This window comes from Streptomyces sp. NPDC101237 (assembly GCF_044767465.1).
GTDB classification, from domain to species: Bacteria; Actinomycetota; Actinomycetes; order Streptomycetales; family Streptomycetaceae; genus Streptomyces; species Streptomyces gramineus.
The window spans coordinates 183,868-209,949 of sequence record NZ_JBIWNY010000016.1 but is presented as its reverse complement, the minus strand read 5'-3'; the positions used below and the strand labels follow the sequence as shown (position 1 = coordinate 209,949).

General features: G+C 72.9%; 21 protein-coding genes. 12 read left to right on the top strand and 9 right to left on the bottom strand.

Going from position 1 to position 26,082, the window contains the following annotated elements:
• Nucleotides 1–35: 35 nt before the first annotated feature.
• Complete coding sequence (metF, locus tag ACIRQ9_RS24895; RefSeq protein ID WP_404177427.1) at nt 36–959, top strand: methylenetetrahydrofolate reductase [NAD(P)H]; 924 nt, start codon at nt 36–38, stop codon at nt 957–959.
• A 56-nt stretch (nt 960–1,015) separates the two neighbouring features.
• Nucleotides 1,016–1,966: a hypothetical protein gene (locus ACIRQ9_RS24890; protein ID WP_404177424.1), complete on the top strand. Its 951-nt coding sequence runs from the start codon at nt 1,016–1,018 to the stop codon at nt 1,964–1,966.
• Nucleotides 1,967–1,997: 31 nt separating this feature from the next.
• Here ACIRQ9_RS24890 and ACIRQ9_RS24885 read toward each other — a convergent pair whose 3' ends face one another.
• The 5 genes from ACIRQ9_RS24885 to ACIRQ9_RS24865 form a co-directional block, all read right to left on the bottom strand.
• Nucleotides 1,998–3,464, bottom strand: a complete 1,467-nt coding sequence (locus ACIRQ9_RS24885; protein WP_404177421.1) for a phytoene desaturase family protein — start codon at nt 3,462–3,464, stop codon at nt 1,998–2,000.
• Nucleotides 3,465–3,511: 47 nt separating this feature from the next.
• Complete coding sequence (locus tag ACIRQ9_RS24880; protein WP_404177419.1) at nt 3,512–4,126, bottom strand: DUF4126 domain-containing protein; 615 nt, start codon at nt 4,124–4,126, stop codon at nt 3,512–3,514.
• A 462-nt stretch (nt 4,127–4,588) separates the two neighbouring features.
• A complete protein-coding gene (locus ACIRQ9_RS24875) occupies nt 4,589–5,215 on the bottom strand; it encodes a TetR/AcrR family transcriptional regulator (RefSeq protein WP_404177416.1) in 627 nt (208 codons plus the stop codon).
• Nucleotides 5,216–5,277: 62 nt separating this feature from the next.
• Nucleotides 5,278–7,362 carry a YhgE/Pip family protein gene (locus ACIRQ9_RS24870; RefSeq protein ID WP_404177413.1) on the bottom strand — a complete coding sequence of 695 codons (2,085 nt, stop codon included), beginning with the start codon at nt 7,360–7,362 and terminating at the stop codon, nt 5,278–5,280.
• Nucleotides 7,334–8,104 (bottom strand): ATP-binding cassette domain-containing protein, encoded by a 771-nt coding sequence (locus ACIRQ9_RS24865; protein ID WP_404177410.1) that lies wholly within the window; start codon nt 8,102–8,104, stop codon nt 7,334–7,336. The genes ACIRQ9_RS24870 and ACIRQ9_RS24865 overlap by 29 nt, the downstream gene beginning before the upstream one ends.
• A 212-nt stretch (nt 8,105–8,316) precedes the next feature.
• Between ACIRQ9_RS24865 and ACIRQ9_RS24860 the strand changes: the two genes are divergently transcribed.
• From ACIRQ9_RS24860 to ACIRQ9_RS24850, 3 genes are all read left to right on the top strand, one after another.
• Nucleotides 8,317–8,880 (top strand): SAV_6107 family HEPN domain-containing protein, encoded by a 564-nt coding sequence (locus ACIRQ9_RS24860; protein ID WP_404177407.1) that lies wholly within the window; start codon nt 8,317–8,319, stop codon nt 8,878–8,880.
• 180 nt (nt 8,881–9,060) lie between these two features.
• Nucleotides 9,061–9,831 carry a methyltransferase gene (locus tag ACIRQ9_RS24855; protein WP_404177404.1) on the top strand — a complete coding sequence of 257 codons (771 nt, stop codon included), beginning with the start codon at nt 9,061–9,063 and terminating at the stop codon, nt 9,829–9,831.
• 277 nt (nt 9,832–10,108) lie between these two features.
• Nucleotides 10,109–10,498, top strand: a complete 390-nt coding sequence (locus ACIRQ9_RS24850) for a DUF3040 domain-containing protein (RefSeq protein WP_404177401.1) — start codon at nt 10,109–10,111, stop codon at nt 10,496–10,498.
• Nucleotides 10,499–10,957: 459 nt separating this feature from the next.
• On the opposite strand, the gene ACIRQ9_RS24845 is transcribed toward ACIRQ9_RS24850, so the two are convergent.
• The 4 genes from ACIRQ9_RS24845 to ACIRQ9_RS24830 all read right to left on the bottom strand — a co-directional run bounded on the left by ACIRQ9_RS24845 (nt 10,958) and on the right by ACIRQ9_RS24830 (nt 16,538).
• Nucleotides 10,958–13,342: a DUF3488 and DUF4129 domain-containing transglutaminase family protein gene (locus ACIRQ9_RS24845; RefSeq protein WP_404177398.1), complete on the bottom strand. Its 2,385-nt coding sequence runs from the start codon at nt 13,340–13,342 to the stop codon at nt 10,958–10,960.
• The gene (locus ACIRQ9_RS24840; RefSeq protein ID WP_404177396.1) at nt 13,342–14,688 is read right to left on the bottom strand and encodes a DUF58 domain-containing protein; all 1,347 of its coding nucleotides are present in this window, start codon (nt 14,686–14,688) and stop codon (nt 13,342–13,344) included. The genes ACIRQ9_RS24845 and ACIRQ9_RS24840 overlap by 1 nt, the downstream gene beginning before the upstream one ends.
• Nucleotides 14,688–15,728: an AAA family ATPase gene (locus ACIRQ9_RS24835; RefSeq protein WP_404177394.1), complete on the bottom strand. Its 1,041-nt coding sequence runs from the start codon at nt 15,726–15,728 to the stop codon at nt 14,688–14,690. Before ACIRQ9_RS24835 ends, ACIRQ9_RS24840 begins: the two co-directional genes overlap by 1 nt.
• Nucleotides 15,729–15,989: 261 nt before the next feature.
• Nucleotides 15,990–16,538 (bottom strand): beta-class carbonic anhydrase, encoded by a 549-nt coding sequence (locus ACIRQ9_RS24830; RefSeq protein WP_404177392.1) that lies wholly within the window; start codon nt 16,536–16,538, stop codon nt 15,990–15,992.
• Between the two features lie 356 nt (nt 16,539–16,894).
• Here ACIRQ9_RS24830 and rsmH point away from each other — a divergent pair, with 356 nt between their 5' ends.
• The 7 genes from rsmH to murD all read left to right on the top strand — a co-directional run bounded on the left by rsmH (nt 16,895) and on the right by murD (nt 26,057).
• Nucleotides 16,895–17,851, top strand: coding sequence for a 16S rRNA (cytosine(1402)-N(4))-methyltransferase RsmH (gene rsmH, locus ACIRQ9_RS24825; RefSeq protein ID WP_404177389.1), 957 nt, complete (start codon nt 16,895–16,897; stop codon nt 17,849–17,851).
• A gap of 42 nt (nt 17,852–17,893) precedes the next feature.
• Nucleotides 17,894–18,445: a septum formation initiator family protein gene (locus ACIRQ9_RS24820; protein ID WP_404177386.1), complete on the top strand. Its 552-nt coding sequence runs from the start codon at nt 17,894–17,896 to the stop codon at nt 18,443–18,445.
• A gap of 5 nt (nt 18,446–18,450) precedes the next feature.
• The gene (locus ACIRQ9_RS24815; protein WP_404177383.1) at nt 18,451–20,448 is read left to right on the top strand and encodes a peptidoglycan D,D-transpeptidase FtsI family protein; all 1,998 of its coding nucleotides are present in this window, start codon (nt 18,451–18,453) and stop codon (nt 20,446–20,448) included.
• A gap of 177 nt (nt 20,449–20,625) precedes the next feature.
• Nucleotides 20,626–22,155: a UDP-N-acetylmuramoyl-L-alanyl-D-glutamate--2,6-diaminopimelate ligase gene (locus ACIRQ9_RS24810; protein WP_404177488.1), complete on the top strand. Its 1,530-nt coding sequence runs from the start codon at nt 20,626–20,628 to the stop codon at nt 22,153–22,155.
• 4 nt (nt 22,156–22,159) lie between these two features.
• Nucleotides 22,160–23,587, top strand: a complete 1,428-nt coding sequence (murF, locus tag ACIRQ9_RS24805; RefSeq protein ID WP_404177380.1) for a UDP-N-acetylmuramoyl-tripeptide--D-alanyl-D-alanine ligase — start codon at nt 22,160–22,162, stop codon at nt 23,585–23,587.
• The gene (gene mraY / locus ACIRQ9_RS24800; RefSeq protein ID WP_351325381.1) at nt 23,587–24,657 is read left to right on the top strand and encodes a phospho-N-acetylmuramoyl-pentapeptide-transferase; all 1,071 of its coding nucleotides are present in this window, start codon (nt 23,587–23,589) and stop codon (nt 24,655–24,657) included. The genes murF and mraY overlap by 1 nt, the downstream gene beginning before the upstream one ends.
• Nucleotides 24,639–26,057, top strand: coding sequence for a UDP-N-acetylmuramoyl-L-alanine--D-glutamate ligase (gene murD / locus ACIRQ9_RS24795; protein WP_404177377.1), 1,419 nt, complete (start codon nt 24,639–24,641; stop codon nt 26,055–26,057). The genes mraY and murD overlap by 19 nt, the downstream gene beginning before the upstream one ends.
• The last annotated feature ends 25 nt before the right edge of the window (nt 26,058–26,082 follow it).

The window sequence follows — 26,082 nt, the reverse complement described above, 5'->3', positions numbered from 1 at the left end:
TTGGGTGACCGTCCGGCCCTGGCTAACCTGCGGGTATGGCCCTTGGAACCGCATCCACCAGGACTGACCGCGCACGCACCGTGCGTGACATGCTCGCCGCCGGCAAGACCACGTACTCGTTCGAGTTCTCCGCGCCGAAGACCCCCAAGGGCGAGCGGAACCTGTGGAGCGCACTCCGGCGGGTCGAGGCGGTCGCCCCGGACTTCGTCTCCGTCACCTACGGTGCCGGCGGCTCCACCCGCGCGGGCACGGTCAAGGAGACCCAGCAGATCGTCGCCGACACCACGCTCACCCCGGTCGCCCACCTCACCGCGGTCGACCACTCCCTGGCCGAACTGCGCAACATCATCGGCCAGTACGCGGACGCCGGGATCCGCAACATGCTCGCGGTGCGCGGCGACCCGCCCGGCGACCCGATGGGGGACTGGGTGGCCCATCCGCGGGGCCTGACCTACGCGGCCGAACTGGTGCGCCTCATCAAGGAGTCGGGCGACTTCTGCGTGGGCGTGGCCGCCTTCCCGGAGATGCACCCGCGCTCCGACGACTGGGACACCGACGTCCGGCACTTCGTCGACAAGTGCCGCGCGGGCGCCGACTACGCCATCACGCAGATGTTCTTCCGGCCCGAGTCCTATCTTCGCCTCCGCGACCGGGTCGCCGCGGCCGGCTGCGAAACCCCGGTGATTCCGGAAATTCTGCCCGTCACCAGTGTGAAGATGTTGGAACGGCTGCCCAAACTCAGCAACGCCGCCGTCCCGGACGCCCTGAAAGAGCGGATCCTCACAGCCAAAGACGATCCGGCGGCGGTACGCTCCATCGGTATCGAGTTCGCCACGGAGTTCTGCGCACGGCTGCTGGCCGAGGGCGTCCCCGGACTGCACTTCATCACGCTCAACAGCTCCACGGCGACGCTGGAAATCCACGAGAACCTGGGCCTGCACCATCCCCCGCGGGCCTAGACCGGTCGCACCGGAGTACGACACACTGCGTAACGGTCATTGGGAGAGGGGCGTACATGGGCTGGACGGTCCTCTACGTAGCGTTCGGCATCGTCGCGTTGTGGTTGCTGGGCGAGGTGCTGCTGCAGTACAAGGCGCGGCTGCGCTGGCGGCTGCTCGCCTTCGGCGGCTTCGTCGGCGTCGTGTTCGGTGTCCTGATCCCGTCGGTGATCGTCATCGGGATCGGCGCGATCGCCTTCGCGGTCGGCCAGACCTACGTCACGCTGTCGTTCCGCCGCGGCTTCGAGTCCGGCTGGGCGGTCAAGCGGCCCGGCGCGGAGGGCGAGGGAAGCCCCGTCAAGCGCCGCCGCGGTGAGCCGGACGAGCGCCACGATCCGGAGGCCGACACCCCGGACGAGGCCGACGGCGCCCAGCGCGCCGCGTACATCACCGGCGGCGACCCGTCCTACGGCGACGACTACGACCGCGACGACGTCTTCGCGCCGAACCGTGCCGCCGAGTCCACGGCCGCCGAGTCCACGGCGGTGTACGAGCCGCAGCCGATGCCCGACGACACCGGCTCCTACGGCGTGTACGACGACCCGGCCTACGCGGCCGCCGCCGGCCAGGACCAGCAGTACGCCGCCCAGGGCACCGACCAGAACTACGCCTACGACTACTCCGGGTACGGCCAGCAGCAGTACGGCTACGACACCGGCGCCCAGCAGCAGTACGCCAACTACTCCGACCCGTACGTCGGCAACCAGACCTACGGCGGCGCGGGGTACGACCAGTCCTACGGCACCCAGCAGTACGACCAGCAGGGCTACACCCAGGAGCAGTACGGCAACGGCGGCGGCTACGGCGAGACCCCCGCGGGCGGCGTCTGGGTCCCGCAGCAGCGCGCCGACGAGACCTACGGCGGCGAACTCCCGCCCGAGCAGCAGTACCCCTACCAGGGCGGCGACGGACAGGGCCGGCAGCAGGACCGGCAGGGCACCGGGTACGACGAGCAGTACCGTTTCTGAGACCGCCGCGCCGCCCGGCGCGGGCCGCGTCTCACTGCGAGCCGCGGAACTCCGGTCCCTCCACGACGAGTCCGGCCACCAGCGCCCCGGACATACCGGCGTGCGGCAGCCCGCCACCGGGATGCGACCAGCCCCCGGCGCCGAACAGGCCTGACAGCCCGGTGGTGTTGCCCGGACGGAGCAACGCGCCGCCGCCCGCCGCCAGGGCCGGCGCCGGGACCGCGCCGCCGGGCGCGCCGGTCTCCGCCTCGACGTCCGCGGGGGTGCGAACCTCCTGCCACAGGATGCGCTCCCGCAGACCCGGCACGGCCCGCTCGGCGGCCGTGACCGCCTGGTCCACCAGGTCCGGAGCCCCGCTCCCGGCGGGTACCGCGCAGACCAGCGCGACCGCCTCGTGCCCGGCGTCCGGGACCAGAGCCGGGTCGTCGGGCCGCAGCACCGTCACCGTCCCGGGAGCCGCGGGCGCCGCGCCGAACAGGCCCTCCAGCTCCGCGCCGGCGTCCACCGCGTGCACCACCGTCCGGTGCGCGGTGCCCTCGGGCCGTCCGCCGCGCAGCGCCAGCAGCACGGTGAGCCGGCTCGGCGGTCCGGTCCGGGGCACCGGGTCCCCCGCGGCCGGGGGGCGGCGCAGCGCCTCGGGGGCCACACCGGCCACCACGACATCGGCTTCGGCCGTCGACCCGTCGGCGAACTCCACCCCCGCCGCCCGGCCGTCCTTCTCCAGGATCCCGGTGGCCTCGGCGCCGAACACGAACTCCACCCGCCGCCGCACGCACCGCTCGTACACCGCCCGCGCCAGCTCCCGGATGCCGCCGCGCACGTACCAGGTGCCGAAGGCGTGCTCCAGGTACGGCAGCACCGCCGCGCTCGCCGGGGTGGCGCGGGGATCGAGGCCGTACGCGAGCGCGTGGCTGTCCAGGAGGGCGGCCAGCCGCGCGTCGCGCAGCTCCCAGGCGCCGATCTCGGCCAGCGTGGTCGCCCGGCGGGTGCGCAGCAGCTTCTTGTGCGGCACCGACGGATAGGGCTCGCGCTCGGCCAGCACCTGCCAGTTCGGCCACAGCGGCTCCTCCAGGAGCGGACGCCGGGTGCGGTCCCAGGCCTCGCGGGCCCGCACCAGGAAGTCACCCCAGCGCTGTCCGGCGCCCGCCCCGAGCGCCTCGTCCAAGGCGGTGACGACGCCCGCGCGGGACGCGTTCGGCAGCGCGACCTCGGTGCCGTCCGCGAAGACGTGCCGGGCCGACGGGTCCACCTGGACCAGCTCGACCAGGTCCTCCAGCGGTTCCTTGCCGGTCTTTACGAACAGGTCGCGGTAGACGGCGGGCAGCGGCAGCAGCCCCGGCCCGGTGTCGAAGGCGAACCCGTCGCGCTCGAAGCGGCGCACCGCGCCGCCGTACGTCCCCGTGCGCTCGTACACCGTCACCCGGTGGCCCGCCACGGCCAGCCGGGCGGCCGCCGCCATGGCGCCCATCCCGGCGCCGATCACCGCAATCCGTCCCATGCCCGCGACTGTATCGACCGGCACCGACAGCCCGGTCCGGCGGCCCGTCAGTCCGGCGGGCGGCCCGCCTGGGCCGCGAGCCTGCGTTCCTCCCGGCGCTGGGCGCGGCGGCGCCGGAAACGGCGGATCCGGGAGATCAGGAACACCAGCGCGAGCAGGCCGGTGGCCAGCAGCACCGCGGCGATGACCGCGGCCGCCAGCGGGTGGAACATCGCGAACGACACGATCGCGCCGACCCCGAGGTCCTCGGCGAAGCTCAGCACGATGTTGCTGAAGGGCTCCGGCGAGGTGTTCACCGCCATCCGGGTCCCGGCCTTGACCGTGTGGCTGGCCAGCGCGGTCGAACCGCCGATCAGCCCGGCGGCCACGTCCGACAGGGAGCCGCTGTGCCCGGCGAGCAGGGCACCGACCCAGGCGCCCGCCACCGGGCGGACCACCGTGTGCACGGAGTCCCACACCGAGTCGACGTACGGGATCTTGTCGGCGACCGACTCGCACAGGAACAGGACGCCCGCGACGATCAGCACCTCGGGACGCTGCAGCGTCGCGGGGACGTCGTCGCTCAGGCCTGTCGCGCCGAAGAGGCCGAGCAGCAGCACCACCGCGTAGGCGTTGATTCCGCTGGCCCAGCCGCTGGTGAAGACCAAGGGGAGTACGGACACGGACGCGATCGTAGCCAGTCGGCGCCCGCACGTCGTGGGCCTGCGCGCGCGGAACCGAGCAGGGCTACTCAGACGGTGAGATGAGTACGCGCGCGGATGGGCCGCGACCTGCGCGGACGAGACAGTGGAGGCACGGAGAAGGGCGCCGGGTCCGGTACCGCCGACACGGGGCGGCGGAACGGCGCCGGCGCCCTCGACCGCTCCTACCGTCGGCCCGTCGGCCCGTCGGCCCGTCGGCTCGTCGGCTCGTCGGCTCGTCGGCACAAGCGGGACACGGGGGAGCGGGGACCCGGGGGAGTCGACGGGGACCCCGGAAGCACGGGGGTGCGACGCACGGCGCCGGTCCGGCGGCGGCCCGCGGGGGACGCGGCCGTCACGGGCCGGCGTCCTCCGCGTCCTCCGCGCGCACCCGCGCGCGTGCGGGCCGTGCCGGGCACGCGCGCGAGGCGGCCGGCGCCGGGCTCAGCCCCTCCCGCTGACCCGTCCCTGCAGCAGCCGGGAGAGCGCCGCGTGGACGTCGTCCAAGGAGCGCTCCGGCTGGAAGGACTTCCAGTCCAGCGCGGCCACCAGCACCATGCCGACCAGCGCGGCCGCCGTCAGCGGGACGTCGATCTCGTCGCTGAACTCGCCGCCCTCCACGCCCGCCCGCAGCACGCCCTCGACGACCGCGACCGCCTGCTGCCTGACCACCATCAGGGTGGACTGCCAGGCCCGGTTGGTGCGCCACAGCTCGGCCACGTAGAGCTGGGTGAACGCCGGATAGCGGTCGATGAAGACCAGACCCGCGCGGATCATGGCGTCCAGGGCGTCGACCCGGCTGCCGCCCTCGCGCGCGGTCCGCTCGGCGGCCTCCTTCAGGGAGGCGGTGAGCAGGCCCACGCCGTGCCGCAGCAGCTCCTCGAAGAGGACCGACTTGCTCGCGAAGTTGTAGTAGACCGTGCCCTTCGCGACCCCGGCACGCTCGGCGATCTCGTCCACGGTGGTGGCGGAGAAGCCCTGCTCGGCGATGAGCGTGACGGCCGCCTCGTAGAGCTTCTGCCGGGTGGCTTCACGGCGCGTGCTGCCGCCCGTGGTGCTGCTGCTTTCCATGGCCCCGATTCTCACAGGAACGGCGGGCCCCGCGGACACGGCGGGGGCGGACCTCGGTCTCCTCACAGCGTCAGCTCCGGATGCAGCCGGTCCAGTGTCCACACCTGGCGGCGCCGGGCCGACAGCGCGGTGAGCGCGAGGGCGCCCGCCGTGAACGCCGTCAGGACCGCGCAGGCCTGCCACACCGGGCCCAGACCGCCGCCCGTGATCAGCCTGCGCAGGGCCTCCACGATGTAGCTCATCGGCAGGAACGGATGGATCGCGTTGAAGAAGGCCGGGCTGGTCTGCACCGGGTAGGTGCCGCCCGCCGAGGTGAGCTGGAGCATCAGCAGCGCCAGCACCAGGATCCGTCCCGCCGCCCCGAAGCGGGCGTTCAGCCACTGCACGATCGCGGCGAAGCACGCCGTCACCAGGAACAGGAACCCGACCGTCCCGGCCGCACGGACCATCTCCAGGCCGATCGCCCAGTGCAGCACGGCCATCAGGGCGGCCGTCTGCAGCACCCCGATCGCGGCCACCGGCAGCCAGCCGGCGAGCGCGATCCGCCAGGCCGCCGAACCCGCCGCCAGGGCACGCCGGTTGAGCGGCTGGATCAGCATGTAGGCGACCATCGCGCCCACCCACAGGGACAGCGGGATGAAGTACGGGGCGAAACCGGTGCCGTAGTTGGGCGCCTTGTGCAGGTCCCTGGAGGCGAGCTGGACCGGATCGGCCATCACGCCGGTGCGCCGGTCGCGGTCGTGCTTGCCGTAGTCGGGGATCTGCGACGCGCCGTCGTGCAGACCGCCGGCCAGCCGGCCGGAGCCGTCGACGAGCTTGTACATCCCGCCGTTCAGGTCGGCGGCGCCGGTCCTGAGCTTGCCGAGACCCGAGTCCAGGCCGGTCGCGCCGGTCAGCGCCGTGCCGAGACCGGTGTGCAGCCGCGCCGCGCCCGCGGCCACCCGGGCCGCGCCGTCGTTCAGCTTGTCGATCTTCTTGACGGCGTCGGCGACGTCCTCGGAGAGGTGCGGGGCCCGGTCGGCGAGGGCGTCGGCCTGCTTCTGCAGGACGCCGAGGTCGGCGTCGAGCGTCTTCAGGTCGCCGTGCTGGTCCGCGATCAGGGTGTCGAGGTCGTCGGCGACGGCGGCCACGTCGTCGGCCGCGTCCCTTGCCTTCTTCAGGTCGGGGCAGACGGGATCGTCGAGCAGCCCGGCCGAGCAGCGTGCCCGGTAGACCTCGTCCAGCGTGGCGGCGGCCGTGTGCGCGGTCTTCGCGGCCGCCGGGGCGGCCTTCACCAGGACGTCCAGGTTGCCGCGGACGGTCCGCGCCGAGTCGGCGACCAGCCGCGCCGTGTCGCCGATGGTCTTCTCGTTGTCCCTGAGATACGGGCCCACCTTGGCGTACACGCCGTCGACCCGGTCCGCGAGGCTCCGCGTGCCGTCCGCGACCTGCCGGGAACCGTCCTCGAGGGTCCCCGAGCCCGAGTCCAGTTTCCTGATCCCCTTGACGAGCTTCCCGCTGCCCGACTTGGCGTCCGCCAGCCCGTCGGCGAGATCCTTCGAGCCCTTCTCGGCCTTCCCGATGCCACCGGTGAGCGTGTCGGCGCCCTCGGCGGCCTTCACGGTCTGCCCGTGGATGTCGGCGAACGAGATGAAGATGCGGTCCAGGAAGGACCGGGAGGCCTTGGCGGACGCGGCCGAGCGCACCTCGTTGAAGACCGTGCGGGAGATCTGGCCGACGATGTAGTTGTTCGCGTCGTTCGTGCGCACCTGGAGCGCGCCGGTCTCCGGGGAGTCGCCGGCGCTGGAGGCGATCCGCGCGCTGAAGTCGGCGGGCATGGTCAGCGACAGGTAGTAGGTGCCGTTCTCGACGCCCCGCCGGGCCTCGGCCGCGCTCACCCGGTGCCAGTCGAACGTCCTGCTGTCCCCCAGCCCGTCGACGATGTCGGCGCCCGCGCTGATCTTCTCGCCGTCGGCGCTCGCCCCCTTGTCGTCGTTCACGAGCGCCACCGGGATGCGGTCGAGCCGGCCGTACGGATCCCAGAACGACCACAGGTAGAGCGCGCCGTACAGCAGCGGCAGCACCAGCAGGGCCACCAGGGCCGCGCGCGGCAGCCTTCCGCGCCCGAAGCGCCTGAGCTCAAGAGCGGCCAGTCGTGGCGAGCGCATCGCCGGTCTCCTCCCCGGTCGCGGGGCCCTCGGGCACCCCGGTCTCCTCTTCGCGCACCGTCCCCGTGCGCACCACGACGGCCCCGTCGAGGGGCTCCCCGCACACCGCCAGCACGGTCGTGCCGGCCTCGGCGATCGCCGCCAACAGCGCCCGCACCTCGGCCCGTTCGGCCGCCGACAGCTTCAGGTCCGCGTCGTCCACGGCCAGCAGCCGCGGCCGGCCGACCAGCGCCAGCGCCACCGACAGCCGCAGCGCCTCGATCCGCTCCAGATCCCGTACGGCGGTCCTGGCGCCCTTCGGCAGCGACTCCGTGTCGAGTCCGGCCGCTGCCAGCGCGTCGTCGATCCGCTGCTCCGCGCGCGCGGTCCGCTCGCCCCGCGGCCGCGCCAGGTCACGCAGCGAGTCGCCGAACCGGCGCTGCAGCAGGGCCCGTTCCCGCAGATGCTCGCCCACGGTCAGGGCGGGTTCGAGGTCGGTGACCCCGGCGACGTTGGCCACCGCGCTGATCCGCCGCACGGCCGCCAACTGCCGGGGCAGCCGGGCCTCGCCGACCGTCGCGGTGCCCTCGGTGGCCTTCATCCGGCCGGTGAGCGCGAGCAGCAGGCAGGTGCGGCCGGAGCCGGACGGCCCCTCCACCGCGATCAGCTCGCCGGGCCCGGCGTCCAGCGAGATCCCCTGGAACGCCCAGCCGCGCGGGCCCTTGAGCCCGAACCCCTCGGCCGTGACGGGCACGCCGTCCACAGATCCCCCTGTCCCTCGCAACGGTGTCCGCACCGGACCGGAGTCCGAAGCGGGGCCTTCATTTGAACTGACTGGTCAGTGCAAAAACTAGCCCGAACTCGCGAGCGAAGCAAAGCCGCAGGTCAGAACGGATTGTCAGTGCCATACCGCACGATGGGCACATACGGCACCCCGAGTAAGGGAGCCGTCACCCAGACGACAGGAGGTTCGTCATGGCCAACTCCTCAGCGGCCGCCGCCCACCGGCGCCGCGCCACCGGCCCTGCCCCCTCACTGACCGGCCCGGCGAGCGACGTGCACCCCGTGCTCCGCCGGGCCACGGCCCCGCCCGCCGCCCTCGACCTGCTCACCCAGGCCCACGCCGCCCTCGACGAGGCCGTTCTCCTCGACACCCCCAACGAGCGCTACGCGATCGCCCACCTGGCGGCCCTGCGCACCGCGGCCGCCGTGCTCGCGGCCCGGGCCCGCCCCGAGACCTCGCCCCGGAGCCGGGCCCGCATCCGCAGCGCCTGGGAGGTACTGCCCGAGGTGGCGCCCGAGCTCACCGAGTGGAGCGCCCTGTTCGCCTCCGGCGCCGGCCGCCGGGCCCGCGCCGAGGCGGGCATCCGGGGCGCGGCGGGCCGCCGCGACGCCGACGACCTGATACGGGACGTGGAGATGTTCCTCCGCCTGGTCGAGCGGATGCTCATCCTCCAGCCGGTGCTGCCGCAACCCCGCCGACAGGACGGCGAGCCGTCGGACGGCTCCGCGGACAGGGGGCTGCCCGACGCGGGGTGACCTGGGGCCGGACGCCCGGCGCGGGAGGACCGGAGCGAGGCGGCGGGGAGCATCGCGGGGCGGCGGAGGCAATAGGGTGGAACACGCCTGAAGTCTTCCCCCTCCCGCACTCCGGGCCGGGAAGGCACCGAGTTCGCGCCGCCGGGCAACAGGCGGTGCCGCGCCGAGGAGTCAACTGCCGTGCCGGACCCCACTCGACCCCGCGCTTCTCTCCGTACCGCAGTGGTCTGGGAGGTCCTCCAGGAGGCCCTCGACCGACGGGTCAAGGCCACCGGCCGGGACGCGCTGGACGTCCTCGACACCGGCGGCGGCAGCGGCAACTTCGCCGTGCCCCTGGCCCGCCTCGGCCACCGTGTCACCGTCGTCGACCCCAGCCCCAACGCCCTGTTCGCGCTGGAGCGGCGCGCCGCCGAGGCGGGCGTCGCCGACCGGGTCAAGGGCGTCCAGGGCGACGTCCTCGGGCTGTTCGACGTGGTCGAGCGCGGCGGCCACGACGCGGTGCTCTGCCACGGTGTCCTGGAGCACGTCGACGACCCGGCCGCGGGCGTGCGCAACACCGTGGCCGCGCTGCGCTCCGAAGGCGTTCTCAGCCTCCTCGCCGCCGGACTCGGCGGGGCCGTGCTCGCGCGAGCCCTCGCCGGGCACTTCAAGGAGGCCCGGCAGGCCCTCGACGACCCCGACGGCCGCTGGGGCAGCGGCGACCCCATGCCGCGCCGCTTCACCGCCGAGCAGCTCACCGCGCTCGTCGAGGAGGCGGGGCTGTCCGTCGCCGCCGTGCACGGTGTGCGGGTCTTCGCCGACCTCGTGCCCGGCGTCCTGGTGGACACCGAGCCCGGTGCCCTCGACGCGCTGCTGAAGCTGGAGGCCGCCGCGGCCGAGCTTCCGGCCTTCCACGCCATCGCCACCCAGCTGCATGTGCTCGGCGAGACTCCGGGTGCGGCCGGGACCTGAGATCCTCCTGGGACGAGCCCGCTGATCAGGGACTCGACAGCGGATGGAGTACGCCACAGGCCCCCCGATCGAGGGGTTTGCGCCGTATGATCGAGGGAGACCGCTCGGCATGACGGGTCGGCCGCCGGGGAATGGAAGCCTCAGCGAGCCGGTACGCCCATGTCGGATTCCGGTTGGCCGATTGGCCTAGAGGGGCGGGTTTCACGGGGGCGATTCCCTGCCTATCCTGAAGGGACCCCCCGGGTCGCCCCGGCGACTGCACGATGAGGAGGACGCCGTGCCGCTCTCGGAGCACGAGCAGCGAATGCTTGAGCAGATGGAGCGAGCGCTGTACGCCGAAGACCCCAAGTTCGCGACAGCGCTTGAGGGAAGCGGGCTGCGGTCGTACACCCGGCGACGGGTCTACCAGGCGGCCGCCGGCTTCCTCGTCGGTATCGCGCTCCTCATGGCCGGCATGGTGGCGAAGCAGATCTGGGTCAGCGTGGTGGGCTTCCTCGTCATGCTGGGCTGCGCGGTCCTGGCCGTCACCGGCTGGCGCAAGGCTCCCAAGCCCGGAGAGCAGCCCGCGGGAGCCCCGCAGGCCCGTCGCCAGGTCAGGCCGAAGCGCTCGGTGATGGACCGCATCGAGGAGCGCTGGCAGCGCCGCCGCGACGAACAGGGCCACTGAGCCCTCGCCGCACGGGCGGAACAGAGCGTGACTGAGGGGTGACCACCCACCGGGTGGTCACCCCTCAGCCGTACCTGCCGCTCCCGCCGCCCGACTCAGCCGCCAAGCCCCACCACCGCCAAGCCCGGCTGCTCGGGCCCGCCACCGCTCAGCCCGGCCCGGCCGCCGCTCAGGCCCGCTGCCGACAGCCCGGCTGCTGTCAGGCCGTACTGCCGGCCGCTCGGCTGCTGTTCAGCCGCAGTGCCGAGAAGTCCGGCTCGGCCCGGCTCGGCCTGGCTACTGCTCAGCCTTACTGCCCACAGCCCGGCTTGACCCCAGCGCCCGGCGCCCGGCGCCCGGCTCGGCCCGGCTGTTCGCTCAGCCCGATCGCCCGTCCAGCCCGGCAGTTCGTCCAGCCGGGCTGTACGTCCGGCGCGGCTGTTGGCTCAGCCCGATCGCCCGCCCAGCCCGGCTGTTCGCTCAGCTCCGCTGTTCCGACGGCTTGCGCAAGGCCGGCCGGACCGCGGCCGCCCGCTCCCGCAGCCGGGCCCAACCCGCCGACGCCGCCCACAGCAGCCGCACCGCCGATCGCGGGGCGAGCCGCGCCCGCAGTCTGGTGGGAAGGCCCGCCAGGCCGTTGAGCGCGTCCGACACCCGGCGGACGTCGTCCGCGAGACCCGCCGTCAGCCGCGGCCGCGGCGCGTACAGGACCTGTTCGACCGCGTCCGCGACCCGGTGCACCGAGGCGGCCGCGACCGGGTCCAGGCCGCCGAGCCGGACGATCCGGTCGGCCGCCCCGCGCGGGCTCAGCGAGTCGTCCGGCGGGACGCCGAAGTCCCAGGCCGTGTCGATCAGTTCCTGCCAGACCGCCAGCGTGTGCGCCGCCGCACCGTCGGGGGTGCGGTCATGGGCCCCGAGCCGGCCGGCGCGCATCCGCAGCCGGTAGAGCATCGGGGACAGCGGTACCGCCAGCACGGCGAATCCGCCCAGCGCCCACAACGCCAGCTGCCACCAGGGCGGGCCGCCGTCGCCCGGCCGTACCGCGCTCGCCGCCGACGGACTCGCGCACACGTCCTGCTTGCGCAGCTGCGCCGAGCAGCTCTCGCTCGCCGAGGCCGCCGCCGACGGCGCCGCCGACGAGCCCTTGGACGGCAGCGTCTCGTCCGGCACCGAGGAGCCGGGGGTGTCCGGGACGGTGTACGACGGTGTGGTGCCCCGGGTCGGGGTCGGCTCGAACCGGGTCCAGCCCACGCCCTCGAAGTACAGCTCCGGCCAGGCGTGCGCGTCCTTCAGCCCCACCGAGACCGAGCCGTCGGCCTGCGGGGTGCCGGGCGCGAAGCCCACCGCGACCCGGGCCGGGATGCCCAGCGTCCGGGCCATCGCGGCCATCGCGAAGGAGAAGTGCACGCAGAAACCGCGGCGCTGCTTCAGGAAGTTCGCGATCGCGCCCTCACCCCGGCCGACCTGCACCTGGGTGTCGTACTCGAAGCCGCCGTCGACCGCGAAGTAGTTCTGGAGCTTGACCGCCTCCTCGTAGTGGTTCGACGAGCCGGCGGTGACCTCCCGGGCCGTCTGCGCCACCACCGTCGGCAGCGAGGCGGGCACCTTGGTGTACTCCTTCTTCATGGCCGCCGACGGCTCCGGCGCCGCGGCCAGCTGATCCGCCGTCGGCTGCACGTCCAGGCTGGTGACCTGGTAGGTCTCGCCGCGGGTGCTCTGGCCGTGGTCGCCGACCAGGGTCATCCCGACCGGCTCGTAGCGCCAGGTGCCGGCCACCCGCACCCCGCTCGGCGGATACGGCATCGGCAGCCAGTCCTGGGCGTACCACTCGGCGGCCGAGACGGTGGTCCGCACGGTCGCCCGCTTGACGTCGCCGCCCAGACCGACCGGGGTCGGGAAGGTGTTCGGGACGCCGGTGATGTGCCGCTGGGCCGGCTTCCAGGTGGTGCCGTCGAAGTCGTCCAGGGAGACGATCCGCAGATACAGGTCGGAGACGTCCGCGGTGGTGGTCCGCACGGACAGCACCTGCCGGTCCTCGTCCACGTTGAGGCTGTCCCGCAGCGACACCAGGGGGTTGACCGCGGAGATCGTGCCGCCGTTCCCGTTGCCCACGCCGACGCCGTTCCCGGTGCCGTCCAGCAGGCCGCCCTGGATCGAGGGCATCACGAACGGCACGAACAGGGCGACGCCCAGCACCGCGAAGCCGATCCGCCGCCCGGTGCGCACCGGGGCCACCACACCGCTCTCCTGGCCGCCCGGGGTGCGCGGAACCCCGCCGAACACCCGGCCCCACTGCGAGAGCCGGTCCCGGCCCTCGGCGAGCAGCAGCAGCAGGTAGCCCGCGGCCGCCACCAGGAACCAGAGCCAGTCGGTCGGCCCGTCGGACAGGCCCGCCGCCACCGAGTACAGCGCCAGCAGCGGCAGTCCGGCCGGCGCGGCGCTGCGGAAGGTCACCGCGAGGACGTCCACGATCAGCCCGACGATCAGGACCCCGCCGATCACCATCAGCCGGATGCCGTCCGACAGCGGAGCGGGTATGGCGTACCGGCTGATGTCCTCGGAGCCCTGCTGGAGCAGGTCCGCGAAGAAACGGAAGGTGTCCGGACCCGGGACCAGCCCGGCGATGGCATGCCCGCGGGCGAAGACCAGCGTCAGCATCAGCAGCGTGACCAGGACCTGCGCGGCCACGGTCAGCGGCCGGGCCAGCGGCACCCGCCGCGCGGCCGCGCCCACGCCGGTCTGGACGGCGACCAGGAACGCGGCCTGGAACAGCCAGGTCATCGGGGAGACCAGGGGAAGCAGGGCGCAGGACGCCATCAGTGTGGCCGCCGCCGCGGCGAGGGCCAGCCGGGCCCGTCCGCTCATCACCGCGCCTCCCCGCCGGCCGCGGCCACCGACAGCCGCTCCCGGTCGGCCTGCCGCCACAACTCCGCCAGCGGGGCGCCGCGCTGCACGCCGACCGCGGTCCAGCCGGACTCGCGCAGCATCCGCAGCCGCTCCTCGTGCGCGTCACCCGGCGCGGGCACGTCGGTGGGCTCCCGCACCCAGGTGGCGGGGTCCAGGACGAAGGCGACGGCGCCGCCGCTGCGCCGGCGCATGCCGGCGGCCACCGCGGCCTGTTCCTCGTCGAGGTCGCCGAGGAAGGCCACCAGGAGTCCCTCGTTCCCGCCGCGCAGGACGTCGTAGGCGCGGGACAGGCCGGTGCCGTCCGAGTGGTCGATCACGGCCAGGGTGTCCATCATCAGCCCGGCCGCGTCCGCGGAGTCCTGACCCGAGCCGGCGAATCCGTCGGCCCCCTCACTGGGCACCGCGCTGCCGGTGTCGGTCAACAGCCGGACCGAGAAGCCGCGTTCGAGCATGTGGACCAGGACCGATGCGGCGCCGGAGACCGCCCACTCGAAGGCCGAGTCGGGGCCCGCGCCCTCGTAGGCGATGCCCCGGGTGTCCAGCAGCACCGTGCAGCGGGCCCGCTGCGGCTGCTCCTCGCGGCGCACCATCAGCTCGCCGTAGCGGGCGGTGGAGCGCCAGTGCACCCGGCGCAGGTCGTCGCCGTACCGGTAGCCGCGCGGGATCACGTCGTCCTCGCCGGCCAGGGCCAGCGAGCGCTGCCGTCCGTCGCCGTACCCCTTGGCCTCGCCGCTGAGCCGGATCGGCGACAGCGGCTCCACCTTCGGGATGACGGTCAGGGTGTCGGAGGTCGAGAAGGACCGGGTCAGTTCGCACATGCCGAACGGGTCGGTCAGGCGCAGCTGGAGCGGGCCCAGCGGATAGCGGCCGCGCAGGTCCGAGCGGACCCGGTAGGAGACCTCCCGGCGGCCGCCCGGCTCGACCCGGTCCAGGACGAAGCGCGGGCGCGGTCCGAGGACGTAGGGCACCCGGTCCTGGAGCATCAGCAGGCCGGTGGGCAGCCGCGAGACGTTGTCCATCCGCAGGTGGACCCTCGCCTCGCTGCCGGCCGGCACCCGCGAGGGGGAGAGCCGGCGGCTGCCGGCCACCCGGTAGCGGGTGCGGTAGATCACTGCCGCGCAGATCAGCGGCAGCACGGCGAGCAGCAGCCCGACCCGGCGCAGATCGCTCTGGCCGAGTATGTAGGCGCAGATCACCGCCGCGACGCCGGCCGCCAGGAAGGAACGGCCGCGGGTGGTCAGCCCGGCCAGGGCCGTGCGGACACCGCCCCCCTCCTCGCGGTCGGCCTCCGCCGGGGCGCCCATCACCGACTCCGCGGGGGCTGCTGGGGATAGGCCGGCACGCCCCGGCCGAGGCCGCCGAAGCCGGTCTGCTGCTGCGGGGCCGCGGGCACCGGGGTCTGCTGCAGGATCTCCTGGACGACCTGCTCCGCGGTGCGCCGGTTGAGCTGGGCCTGGGCGGTGGGCAGCAGCCGGTGGGCGAGGACCGCCACGGCGAGCGCCTGGACGTCGTCCGGCAGCGCGTACTCCCGGCCGCTCAGGGCCGCGGACGCCTTGGCCGCGCGCAGCAGGTGCAGCGTCGCGCGCGGGGAGGCGCCGAGTCTGAGGTCGGGGTGGGTGCGGGTGGCGGAGACCAGGTCCACCGCGTACCGCCGGACCGGCTCGGCGACGTGGACGCCCCGCACGGTCTCGACGAGCTTCACCATGTCGTGCGCGTGCGCCACCGGCTGGAGGTCCTCCAGGGGGTTCGCGCCGCCGTGGACGTCGAGCATCTGCAACTCGGCCTCCACGCTCGGGTAGCCGACCGAGACGCGGGCCATGAAGCGGTCGCGCTGGGCCTCCGGGAGCGGGTAGGTGCCCTCCATCTCGACCGGGTTCTGGGTCGCCACCACCATGAACGGGCTGGGCAGTTCATAGGACTGGCCGTCGATGGTGACCTGTCGCTCCTCCATCGACTCCAGCAGCGCGGACTGGGTCTTGGGCGAGGCGCGGTTGATCTCGTCGCCGATCACGATCTGGGCGAAGATGGCGCCCGGCTTGAACTCGAAGTCCCGGCGCTGCTGGTCCCAGATGGACACGCCGGTGATGTCCGACGGCAGCAGGTCGGGCGTGAACTGGATGCGGCGCACCGAACAGTCGATGGACCGCGCCAGGGCCTTCGCCAACATCGTCTTGCCGACACCCGGGACGTCCTCGATCAGCAGGTGTCCCTCCGCCAGCAGCACGGTCAGCGAGAGCCGTACGACCTCCGGCTTGCCCTCGATCACGCTCTCCACCGAACTGCGCACACGCTCCACAGTGGCGGTCAGATCAGTAAGGCTCGCTCGATCGTCATAGGTCGTCACCCGGCCCTCCTCGGCCCCTTATTGCCCGGACCGGCGCTCTGTCAGCGGAACCGGCCCACCCCGAAACACGGACCCCACGCGTGAATGGTTCCGCGTGACGTCCCACACCGCATTCTTGCTGCCGTTACCGATTCGTGTCACTCGCCTGTGGACAACTGCTCGCACTATGTCGGCCTTGCGGCCTTTCGGTCGTGTATTCGACAGCGTCCCGACAGGGTACGGCGGCGGTTCTCGGGGCGGGCGGTCCGCCCGCGGGCGGTCTCAGGCGGGGTCGACCTCGCGGAGCAGGCCGGTGCGGACGTCGAAGACGAAGCCGCGCACGTCGTCGGTGTGCAGCATGAACGGCGAGGTGCGCACCCGTGCCATGGACTGCCGCACGTCCTGGTCGACGTCCCGGAAGGCCTCCACCGCCCATGCCGGGCGCTGGCCGACCTCCATCTCCAGCTCGGACCGGAAGTCCTCGGTGAGGGCTTCCAGCCCGCAGCCGGTGTGGTGGATGAGGACCACGCTGCGGGTGCCGAGCTTGCGCTGGCTGATGGTGAGGGAACGGATCACGTCGTCGGTGACCACACCGCCGGCGTTGCGGATGGTGTGACAGTCGCCCAGCTGCAGGCCGAGCGCCTTGTGCAGGTCGATACGGGCGTCCATGCACGACACCACGGCCACGTGCAGGACGGGCCTGGCGTCCATGCCCGGGTCGGTGAAGGCGGACGCGTAGGTACGGTTGGCGTCGACCAGGCGGTCCGTCACGGTGCCGCCATCGGTTATGGCGCCTTCAGATCCAGTGGGAGCTGCTGCGGAAGTCGTCATGGAGACGACGTTACTGGTCACGGGCGGTCAGGGCCTGCTGTGAGAGGTCACAAAGAACATCATCGTGGCTTGTTGTGAGCTAACCCACACAGAGCGCAAACCTGGTCCGTACGGGTGATTCCCCGCCGATCCCGGCGCCCGCCGCCCTGCCGTACGCGCCGCGCAGGCCGGTTGATTGACCGGGCGACACGGTGGACTAAAGTGACGCGAAGCGGGAGGCGAGACTCTCCCCGCTGGTGAAATCCCCTGGAGACCCCGGCACGGCGCCCGGACCGTCTCCCCACGTGCGCGGCGCGCGTACCGAGCGGGCGGGGACCCGGCGGTGCGTATCTCCCGCGCGGACCTGAGAGGCCCCCTTGAGCCAGAGTCGACACGTCCCGGTGATGCTCCAGCGGTGCCTGGACCTGCTGGCACCCGCCCTGGAGGCGCCCGGCGGCGTGGTCGTCGACTGCACCCTCGGCCTCGGCGGCCACAGCGAGGCGCTGCTGACCCGTTTCCCCGAGGTCCGCCTGGTCGCCCTGGACCGCGACAAGGAGGCCCTGCGCCTGTCGGGTGAGCGCCTTGCCCCCTTCGGCGACCGTGCCACGCTGGTCCACGCCGTCTACGACGAGCTGCCCGAGGTGCTCGAACGCCTCGGCATCGCGCGCGTGCAGGGCGTGCTGTTCGACCTCGGTGTCTCCTCGATGCAGCTCGACGAGGCCGACCGCGGCTTCGCCTACGCCCAGGACGCGCCCCTCGACATGCGCATGGACCAGACCACCGGCATCGGCGCCGCCGAGGTCCTCAACACCTATCCGCCCGGTGACCTGGTGCGCATCCTGTACGCGTACGGCGAGGAGAAGCAGGCCAAGCGGATCGTCTCGGCGATCGTCAGGGAGCGCGAGAAGGAGCCGTTCAGCAACAGCGCCCGGCTGGTCGAGCTGATCCGGGACTCCCTGCCGCAGGCCGCCAAGCGCACCGGCGGCAACCCGGCCAAGCGCACCTTCCAGGCGCTGCGCATCGAGGTCAACGGCGAACTCGCGGTCCTGGAGCGGGCGATCCCGGCGGCGGTGGCGGCCCTCGCGGTCGGCGGCCGGATCGCCGTGCTGTCGTACCACTCCCTCGAAGACCGCCTCGTCAAGCAGGTGTTCGCGGCCGGGGCCGCCACCACCGCCCCGCCCGGACTGCCGGTCGTGCCCGAGCAGTACCAGCCCCGGCTCAAGCTGCTGACCCGTGGTGCCGAACTTCCCACCGAGGAAGAGGTCGCCGAGAACCGCCGGGCCGCGCCCGCGCGTCTTCGAGGCGCCCAGCGCATCAGGGAGTCCATTGAATGAGCGGCGCGAGCACGCTGGGTTTCCGGACCCACCGGAGGACACGTGAGTAGGAAACCCGAGCTGAAAGGACGGGCCGCCCGGCTCGCCCGGCTCTTCCCGGTCGGCCGGGCCAACCGGGCCGCCCGCACCCCGTTCGTCCTGCTGGTCGTCCTGCTGCTCGGCGGCGGCCTGATCGGCCTGCTGGTGCTGAACTCGGCACTCAGCGAGGGCTCGTTCAAACTCGACGACCTGCAGAAGCAGACCAAGAACCTCACCGACGAGGAACAGGCGCTCCAGCGGGACATCGACGCCTACTCCGCACCCGACGCCCTCCAGCGCCGGGCCCGCGAACTCGGCATGGTCCCCGGCGGCGACCCCGTCTTCCTCGGCTCCGACGGCACCGTCAAGGGCGTCCCCTCCACCGCCGCGCTCCGGGGGACCACCCGGCCGCCCGCCCCCGAGGTCATCGGCACGCCGTCGGGCGCCGTACCGACGGCGCCCGACGGCTCCGCCGCGGACACCCCGCCGGAGTCCGCGCCTGCCACCACCCCGGTGGCGACGCCGACGCCGGCCCTCACGCCCGTGACGACCCCGACCACGACCCCCGGCAGGTGACGGACGTGCCAGACACCTCTGGAGACAGGCAGGCACCGCGCCGCCGCGTGCCCGGCCCCGCCGGGCCGCCCCGTCCCCGGGAGCCCCGGGGCGCGGTCCGGCGCGGCCCCGGCCCCGGCCCCGGCCCCGGCGCCCGCCCGGCCCGCCGGCCGAGCGCGGCGCGCCCCGCGTCCCAGCGCCCGCTGCGGCTCGGCAGCCCCCGGCCGCGGCTGCGCATGGTCGGCTTCGCCCTCACCCTGGTGTTGATGATCTTCGTCGGACGCCTGCTCCAGGTGCAGGCCGTCGACGCCGGCACGTACGCCGCGAAGGCCGAGCAGAACCGGTACGTGGTGCACACCCTGGCCGCCGAGCGCGGCGGGATCACCGACCGCAACGGCGTGGCGCTGGCGATCAGCGAGGACGCGTACGACATCACCGCCGACCCCACCATGTTCACCGCCAAGCAGCTCAAGGTGAACGACGGCCCCGAGCAGGCCGCCGCGCTGCTCGCCCCGATCCTCGGCAAGGACCAGGCCGACCTGGTCAAGCTGCTGCGGCCGCAGAACCGGGACCTGCGCTACGTGCGGCTCGCCGCCCGGCAGACCCCGCAGGTCTGGAAGCAGATCAAGGACCTGAAGACCGCGCTCACCAACAAGTCGGCGACCGACCGCGGCACCGTCAACGTGCTCGCGGGCGTCTTCGCCGACCCCAGCAGCCAGCGCGTGTACCCGAACGGCGACCTGGCCGCCGGGATACTGGGCTGGGTCAACGCCGACGGCAAGGGCGGCGGCGGCATCGAACAGCAGCTCGACAAGGAGCTGACCGGCAAGGACGGCAAGATCCGCTACGCCCAGTCCGGCGGCCGCGAGGTGCCCACCGCGGGCTCCACGGAGACCCCGGCGGTGCCCGGCGCGGACGTCGAGCTGACCATCGACCGGGACATCCAGTGGGCCGCCCAGAACGCCATCTCGGAGCAGGTCAAGAAGTCCCGGGCGGACCGCGGTTACGTGGTCGTGCAGGACACCAGGACCGGGCAGATCCTGGCGATGGCCAACTCGCCCGGCTTCGACCCGAACGACCTGTCGACGGCGGACGCCGCCGCGATGGGCAACGCGGCGCTCCAGGACGCCTACGAGCCCGGCTCCACCGCCAAGGTGATGTCGATGGCGGCCGTCCTGCAGGAGAACGCCGCCACCCCGCTCACCCATGTGGTGGTGCCCAACCGGCTGCACCGCGGCGACCGGCTCTTCAAGGACGACATCGACCACGCGACCTGGTACCTCACGCTCAACGGCGTGCTCGCCAAGTCCAGCAACATCGGCACCATCCTCGCCACCGGACAGCTCGGCAGGACCCAGGAGCAGGCCAACCAGGTCCTCTACTCCTACCTGCGCAAGTTCGGCATCGGCGGTTACACCGGGCTCGGCTTCCCCGGCGAGACCCGGGGCATCCTCGCCCCTCCGGCCAAGTGGTCCACCTCGCAGCAGTACACGATCCCTTTCGGCCAGGGCTTCTCCATCAACGCCATGCAGGCGGCCTCCGTCTACTCGACGATCGCCAACGGCGGGATCCGGGTCGAGCCGACGCTGGTGCGCGGCTCCAAGGGCGCCGACGGCCGCTTCACCCCGGCCGCCCAGCCCACGAAGAACCGTGTGGTCAGTGAGAAGACCGCCCGGACGCTCGCCGGGATGCTGGAGTCCGTGGTGGACGACGAGCAGGGCACCGGCGCCAAGGCGGCCATCCCCGGCTACAACGTCGCGGGCAAGACCGGAACCGCCAACCGCGTGGATCCGGCCACCGGCAGGTACCGCGGCTACACCTCGTCGTTCGCCGGGTTCGCGCCCGCGGACAAACCCCGCATCACCGTCTACTGCGCCATCCAGAACGCCACCGCCGGCAGCTACTTCGGCGGCCAGATCTGCGGCCCGATCTACAAGCAGGTGATGGAGTTCGCCCTCAAGACCCTGCAGATCCCGCCGACCGGCGCCAAGGCGGCGAACCTGCCCGTCGACTACAAGCCCTGATCAGCGCCCCAGCTTTTCGGAAAGACCACCAGGAACGAGCCCGTGACAACGATCACCCCAGATCCCGGGAACCGCCGGGCGGCAGAGCCCTCGCTTCGCTCCGGAGCGGGTACGCCCGGTACGCTCACCGCCGTGCCACACGCTGATCAGTCCCAAACCACCCAGAAGGGCGTTTCCGTGACGTATCCGGGGCCGCCCAGGCCGGTTCAGGTCTCCGCCACCCCCCTCGCGGAGCTCGCCGATCAGCTGGGCGTCGCCGTCCCGGAGACGGCGCGGGACGCCGTGGCGGTCACGGGCATCACCCACGACTCCCGCGCGGTCCGCCCCGGTGACGTCTACGCCGCCCTGCCCGGCGCCCGGCTGCACGGTGCCGACTTCGTCGCCCAGGCCGCCGGCCTCGGCGCGGCCGCCGTGCTGACCGACCCGGCCGGCGCCGAACGCGCCGCCGCCACCGGCCTGCCGGTCCTGGTCGCCGACGACCCGCGCGCGCGGATGGGCGAACTCGCCGCCACCGTCTACGGACACCCGGGCCGCGACCTGCTCCAGATCGGCATCACCGGCACCTCCGGCAAGACCACCACGGCCTACCTGGTGGAGGGCGGGCTGCGGAGCGCGCGCAGCACCGGGCTCATCGGCACCGTCGAGATGCGCATCGGTGACGAGCGCATCAAGTCCGAGCGCACCACCCCCGAGGCCACCGACCTCCAGGCGCTGTTCGCCGTCATGCGCGAGCGCGGGGTCGAGGCGGTGGCCATGGAGGTCTCCAGCCACGCCCTGGTCCTCGGCCGGGTCGACGGCTGCGTCTTCGACATCGCCGTCTTCACCAACCTCAGCCCGGAACACATGGAGTTCCACTCCGGCATGGAGGACTACTTCCAGGCCAAGGCGCAGCTCTTCACCCCGAGACGCAGCAAACGGGGCGTGGTCAACGTCGACGACGAGTACGGCCGCAGGCTCGCCCGCGAGGCCGGCGTCCCGGTCGTCACCTACTCCGCCGAGGGCCACCCCGACGCCGACTGGCGCGCCGCGGACGTCCACATCGGCCCGATGGACTCGACGTTCACCGTCCTCGGCCCCGAGGGCGTCCGGGTCGCCGCCAAGTCGCCGCTGCCCGGTCCCTTCAACGTGGCCAACACCCTCGCCGCGATCGTCGCGCTGGCCGCGGCGGGCCTCGACCCGCAGACCGCGGCCGACGGCGTCGCCGCCGTGCCGGGCGTGCCGGGCCGCCTGGAGCGGGTGGACGCCGGACAGCCCTACCTCGCGGTCGTCGACTACGCGCACAAGACGGACGCCGTCGAATCGGTCCTCAAGGCGCTGCGCAAGGTCACCAAGGGCCGGCTGCACATCGTTCTCGGCTGCGGCGGCGACCGGGACACGACCAAGCGGGCCCCGATGGGCGCCGCCGCGGCCCGGCTCGCCGACACGGCCGTACTGACCTCCGACAACCCCCGCTCCGAGGACCCGCTCGCCATCCTCGCGACCATGCTCGAAGGCGCCGCCACGGTGCCCGCCCACGAGCGCGGCGAGGTGCTCCTCTTCGAGGAGCGGGCCGCCGCGATCGCCGCGGCCGTCGCCCGCGCCCACCCCGGCGACACCGTGCTGGTCGCGGGCAAGGGCCACGAGCAGGGCCAGGACATCGCCGGTGTGGTCCGTCCCTTCGACGACCGCCAGGTGCTTCGCGAAGCTATCCAGAAGACCCAGGGATGAACTTGTGATCGCCCTCTCCCTCGCCGAGATCGCAGCAGTCGTCGGCGGGCAGACGCACGACATACCGGATCCGTCCGTCCAGGTCACCGGGGAGGTGGTCCGGGACTCCCGCGAGGCGGGTCCCGGCAGCCTGTTCGCCGCCTTCGTGGGCGAGCGCGTGGACGGCCACGACTTCGCCGCCCAGGTGGTCGCACAGGGCGCGGCCGCCGTTCTGGCGTCGCGCCCCGTCGGCGTGCCCGCGATCGTCGTGGACGACGTCCAGACGGCCCTCGGCGCCCTCGCCCGCCACGTCGTACGGCGGCTCGGCGCGACCCTGGTGGCCCTCACCGGCTCGGCCGGCAAGACCAGCACCAAGGACCTCATCGCCCAGGTGCTGCGCACCAAGGCGCCCACCGTGTTCACCCCGGGCTCGTTCAACAACGAGATCGGGCTGCCGCTGACCGCCCTGTCCGCCACCGAGGAGACGAAGTTCCTGGTGCTGGAGATGGGCGCCCGGGGCATCGGCCACATCCGCTACCTGACGGACCTGACGCCTCCGCGGATCGGCCTCGTCCTGAACGTCGGCACCGCCCACATCGGCGAGTTCGGCGGCCGTGAGCAGATCGCCCAGGCGAAGGGCGAGTTGGTGGAGGCGCTGCCCGCGGCCGAGGACGGCGGCGTCGCGGTCCTCAACGCGGACGACCCCCTGGTACGGGCCATGGCATCCCGTACCAAGGCGAAGCTGGTCCTTTTCGGAGAGTCGGCCGAAGCGGACGTACGCGCCGAGAACGTACGACTCACGGACACGGGACAGCCCGCGTTCAGCCTTCACACACCCTCCGGTGCAAGCGATGTGACCATGCGCCTGTACGGTGAGCACCACGTGTCGAACGCGCTCGCCGCGGCCGCCGTCGCCCATGAGCTGGGCATGTCCGCGGAAGAGATCGCCACCGCGCTCTCCGATGCTGGCTCCCTCTCCCGATGGCGTATGGAGGTCACCGAGCGCCCGGACGGCGTGACCATCGTCAACGACGCCTACAACGCCAACCCCGAGTCCATGCGAGCCGCGCTGCGCGCGCTCGCGGCAATGGGCACAGCCGCACAGGCCGCGGGGGGACGCACGTGGGCGGTGCTCGGCAAGATGGCCGAGCTGGGGGACGAGGCGCTCGCCGAGCACGACGCGGTCGGACGGCTCGCCGTCCGGCTCAATGTCGGCAAGCTCGTCGCCGTCGGGGGAGTAGAAGCCTCCTGGCTGCAACTGGGCGCATATAACGAGGGTTCGTGGGGTGAGGAGTCGGTGCACGTGTCCGACGCACAGGCGGCGGTCGACCTGTTGCGCAGCGAGTTGCGCCCGGGGGACGTCGTCCTCGTGAAGGCGTCCCGGTCGGTGGGGCTGGAGAGCGTTGCCCAGGCGCTCCTGGAGTCCGGTGCCGAGGGCGGTGACGCCCGATGATGAAGCAGATCCTCTTCTCGGGCGTCATCGGTCTGTTCCTGACGCTGATCGGCACTCCGCTGCTGATCAAGCTCCTCGCGCGCAAGGGCTACGGCCAGTACATCCGTGACGACGGCCCGCGCGAGCACGCCAGCAAGCGCGGTACGCCGACGATGGGCGGTATCGCCTTCATCCTGGCGACGGTCGCCGCCTACTTCCTGTCCAAGGTGATCACCGGCTACGCGCCGACCTACTCGGGCCTGCTGGTGCTCGGCCTGATGTGCGGCATGGGCCTGGTCGGCTTCCTGGACGACTACATCAAGATCGTCAAGCGGCGTTCGCTGGGCCTGCGGGCCAAGGCGAAGATGGCCGGTCAGCTGATCGTCGGCATCTCCTTCGCGGTGCTCTCGCTGCAGTTCCCGGACGCCATCGGCAACACCCCGGCGTCCACCAAGCTGTCCTTCATCACGGACTTCGGCTGGACCATCGGCCCGGTGCTGTTCGTGGTCTGGGCGCTGTTCATGATTCTCGCGATGTCCAACGGCGTGAACCTGACGGACGGTCTGGACGGCCTCGCCACCGGCGCCTCCGTGCTGGTCTTCGGTGCCTACACCTTCATCGGCGTCTGGCAGTTCCAGGAGTCCTGCGCCAACGCGATGACCCTGACCAACCCCAACGCCTGCTACACGGTCCGCGATCCGCTGGACCTCGCGGTCATCGCCTCCGCGCTGATGGGTTCCTGCCTCGGCTTCCTGTGGTGGAACACCTCGCCGGCCAAGATCTTCATGGGCGACACCGGTTCGCTCGCGCTCGGCGGTGTCCTGACGGGCCTGGCGATCCTCTCCCGCACCGAACTGCTGGTGGCCCTCATGGGCGGCCTGTTCGTCCTCATCACCATGTCGGTGGTCATCCAGGTCGGTTCCTTCCGGCTCACCGGGCGGCGCGTCTTCCGGATGGCGCCACTGCAGCACCACTTCGAACTCAAGGGCTGGTCCGAAGTCCTTGTGGTGGTCCGCTTCTGGATCATCCAGGGCATCTGCGTGATCGTCGGACTGGGCCTCTTCTACGCAGGATGGGCAGCGGACAAGTGACCGACTGGCAGGGCAGGCACGTCACCGTCGCCGGACTCGGTGTCTCCGGTGTCCCGGCGGCCCGCGCGCTGCACGCGCGCGGGGCGGTCGTCACGGTCGTCAACGACGGCGACGACGCACGCGCGCGCGAACAGGCCGCCGAACTGGAGGCCCTGGGCGTCACGGTACGGCTCGGCGACGGCGCCACCCTGCCCGAGGGCACCGAACTGATCGTCACCGCGCCCGGCTGGAAGCCGGACAAGCCGCTGTTCGAGGCGGCCCGCGCGGCCGGCGTGGACATCTGGGGCGACGTGGAGCTGGCCTGGCGGCTGCGCGGCCCCGACGCGGCGCCCTGGCTGGCCGTCACCGGCACCAACGGCAAGACCACCACCGTCCAGATGCTGGCGTCGATCCTGACGGCCGCGGGCCTGCGCACGGCCGCCGTCGGCAACATCGGCGTCTCGCTGCTGGACGCGGTCCTCGGCGACGAGGAGTACGACGTCCTGGCCGTCGAGCTGTCGAGCTACCAACTGCACTGGGCGCCCTCGCTGCGCGCCCACTCCGCCGCGGTGCTCAACCTCGCCCCCGACCACCTGGACTGGCACGGCTCCATGGAGGCGTACGCCCGGGACAAGGGCCGCGTCTACGAGGGCAACCGCGTCGCCTGCGTCTACAACGCCGCCGACAAGCTCACCGAGGACCTGGTGCGGGAGGCCGACGTCGAGGAGGGCTGCCGGGCCATCGGCTTCACCCTCGGTACTCCGGGACCGTCCCAACTCGGCGTGGTGGACGGCATCCTGGTCGACCGCGCCTTCGTGGAGAACCGGCAGCAGAACGCCCAGGAACTGGCCGAGGTCTCCGACGTCGTGCCGTCCGCCCCGCACAACATCGCCAACGCCCTTGCCGCGGCGGCCCTCGCGCGCGCCTTCGGGGTGCCCGCCACGGCCGTACGGGACGGGCTGCGGAACTTCACCCCGGACGCCCACCGCATCGCGCACGTGGCCGACGTGGACGGGGTCGCCTACATCGACGACTCCAAGGCGACCAACACGCACGCGGCGCAAGCCTCGTTGGCGTCATATGAGTCGATCGTATGGATTGCCGGCGGTCTGGCGAAGGGCGCGACCTTCGACGAACTGGTCGCGAGCTCGGCCGGGCGGCTTCGCGGCGTGGTGCTGATCGGAGCCGATCGCGCCCTCATCCGGGAGGCCCTCGCGCGACACGCGCCGGAAGTACCCGTGGTCGACCTCGACCGGACCGACACTGGGGCGATGCTCGCGGCGGTCCGGGAGGCGCGGCGGCTGGCGGTCGAAGGCGACACGGTGCTCCTCGCCCCCGCCTGTGCCTCCATGGACATGTTCGCCAACTACAACAAGCGCGGTGACGCGTTCGCTCAGGCTGTTCGCGAACTCGGCGCCTGACCCGGCCGCCAGCCGGGCGACCTTG